Annotated in this window: 1 pseudogene; it reads right to left on the reverse strand. The window is 57.9% G+C overall.

The features are described from left to right. Nucleotides 1-191: 191 nt before the first annotated feature. Nucleotides 192-2875, reverse strand: a pseudogene (locus tag AACY31_RS28410) (hypothetical protein); the annotation flags it as partial.

Genomic DNA, 2875 nt, shown 5'->3' on the forward strand with positions numbered 1-2875 from the left:
GCATTGCGACCAGCAATTCTACGATCCGCTCGGGCGGCCTACGTTGACCGTGACGGCCATGGGGTATTGGCGGCGTCAGCGGTATTTGGGGTGGTATGGGATTTCGGAGGATGAGAACGATACGTTGAACGACCGGGAGTGAAGTGGGGAGTGAATAACTCATCAGCACGCCACTCACTCTCCGTTACGTCTCACTCGGATCCCTCATCAATCACCTGGCCTGGCAAATACCAATCAGGCAATATCGGGCTAGTCAATTTCAAACCGAAATAACCAATTTTTGCCGGGTCGCAAGCGATAGACCAATAGACCGGCTGTCCTTCGATCAACGACTGCGACGTGCCCAACGGCGGAACAAATTTCAAGCCGTGCGCCTCGGCTTCAAACACGTCTTCGAGCGTGACGCTTGTGCCAACCAACGGGCTGGCGCTGTTAACTTCAAGCGACAGTTCATAATGCTTAGCACCTGACAGAACAAGATCCCCCTTAGCCAAATCAACCTTTTCGTCTCCTAGATAGAGCTCGGACTCCTGTCCCCAAGGGTTGTCGGACAATGCGGTTACTTCAAACCGCTCAGTAATCCCCACGCCCTGGTTCTCGCTCGTTAAATCTGCCAGGACGGTCTGTTCCCCCGCAATGCCTGGTGTATAGAGATAATGAGCCCAGCCATCCGGCCCGGTAACGGTCCTCGCCATGACCGCCTGCTCGCCCGCGATGCGCCATTCCACTGTGACCCCTCCGGCCGGCTCGCCAGTGAGACCGGACACTATCTGAACCCGCAGCAACACGCTCTCGCTGTTGCTCAGCACCGGCTGGGCGAGCACTGGACCAGCGTCGCCGGTGCCGTAAAGGGCATCGACCACTTCGAACGTGCGTGGCTCGGTCCATGAAGAATTGTCCCCGTCGTCCGTCTGCTGCGCTTGGATCGTATATTGACCGACCTCCCATGAATCGGTGGCTGTCCAACGCCAGGACGCTACGCCATTGAGAGTGCCGATCAGGTTTTCTTGGTCATCCTTATGGCCCAGAAGTATCTGCCCCCGGTTTTCGCCTCTCCCCCTGATTGTAGGTTTTCGCGGGTTCAAACTGCCCGGTGTTGGCGCTTCGATCACAGGTGTTTGCGGCAGCGCCTTTACCGTGAACAGATGCAATTCACTCCAATTGGACTCGGGACCACTCCCCTTCTGTTTGGCCTCAAGCGTTTGGGGCCCAGGAGTTAACGGCGCTGAAACTACGAATTCAAGCACACCCTCAGCATCTGCCGGAGCCGAGTGCAATGTCTCCGCGCCCTCAGGCCGCACGGTTATCAGGGCAAGGGGCTGGCCGGTGATCCTGATGGCCGGGCGCGTTGAAGTTCTGGATCCAGAAAGCGGCAGTTCGAATAAGGGGACTTCAGGTTGATCCCCTACCTCCACGTTGAGGGTGCATTCATCACTTGGATCGGACGCCACCTCGTTCACAGTCTGCACGACCTTGACCTTTTGAGTACCCGCCGCCCAGTTTTCCGTCGGTGTGAAAGTCCTGCTGGTCTCCCCGGTGGCGCTGAAGGTGCCCGCTATAGGTGAGCCGGTCTCGGTGAGCATCGCCAGGGTGGCGGCGCCGGAGTAAACGCCAGTAACCGTCAGCACCTGATCGGCGGACGCCGGGTTGGGTGGCGCGGTGATCACCGGCTTGGGCGGTTTGACGATAAAGGATTCATGCTCCGCCCACTCTGATATCTGCCCAGTAACCTTCCCAAGTTGTCTTGCTGTGATGACATACGCTTCGGGAGCCCATGCTACGGTGGCAGAAGCCAACCACGTGCCGTTTGGTTCAACAGTCGTCGTTAACTGAACATCACTGGAATTCCCTTGAAGGTGGATGTTAAGCGTGGCGTCCTTGAGCCCAGCTGTTCCACCAACGGTAGGTTTGCCATCGGCAGAGACAATGATAGAGGCAATCACCGGCTTGAACAGGACCGCAAAGTCAATGGTGGTCGCCCAGTCCGATGTCATACCGTTCAAGGTCTGCGAAGCCGTCAGCCTGAAGGGGTCGGCCATCTGCAAAGGTTCTGTCAGCGTCACTGTCCAGGTGTTATCGCTCTGCACGGTGCCAGTACCGAGAATCACTGAGCCAAAATTGTGTTGATGCAAATTCACTGTCGCGCCGGCAACACCGCCTCCTGATAACGTAGGCAGCGCTGTCCATACAACATTTGGATTGGTAATCGTCGGTTTCGGCGGTCTCACCGCAAGGGTTACCCATTCGCTGGGATAGGACACGATACCGTCCACAGTCTGCACGACTTTGACCTTTTGGCTCCCCACTGCCCAGTTTTCCGTCGGCGTGAAAGTCCTGCTGGCGCCAGAGGTGCTGAAGGTGCCAGCTATAGGTGAGCCGGTCTCGGTGAACATCGTCAGGACGACCGCGCCGACGTAAACGCCGGTGACCGTCAACACCTGTTTAGCCGCCGCCGGGTTAGGCGGAGCAGTGATCACCGGCCTGGGCGGTTTCACCGCGAGGGTGACCGGATTGCTCGGATCGGACGCGATAGCGCCCACCGTTTGCACAACCTTGACCTTACTGCTGCCCGCTGTCCATTCTGCTGTCGGTGTAAACGTGCGGCTGGTCCCGCTGTTGGTGAAAGTGCCGGATACCACGGCGCCCGTTTCTGTGAGCATCTGCAGGGTGACGGTGCCGGAATAGACACCGGTGATGGACAGTACCTGATTGGCTGGGGCCGGGTTGGGCGGCGCGGTGATCACCGGTTTGGGCGGTTTGATCGTAAAGGCTTTGTTATCCGACCAGTCCGAACTCTGTTGAGTATCCTGCCCAATCTGTCTTGCGGTAATGCTGTACCTACCGGGGGGCCACGCTGCGGTGGCAGAAACCGACC

Source organism: Pseudomonas sp. RL_105y_Pfl2_101 (genome assembly GCF_963970585.1).
In the GTDB taxonomy this organism is placed as follows: domain Bacteria; phylum Pseudomonadota; class Gammaproteobacteria; order Pseudomonadales; family Pseudomonadaceae; genus Aquipseudomonas.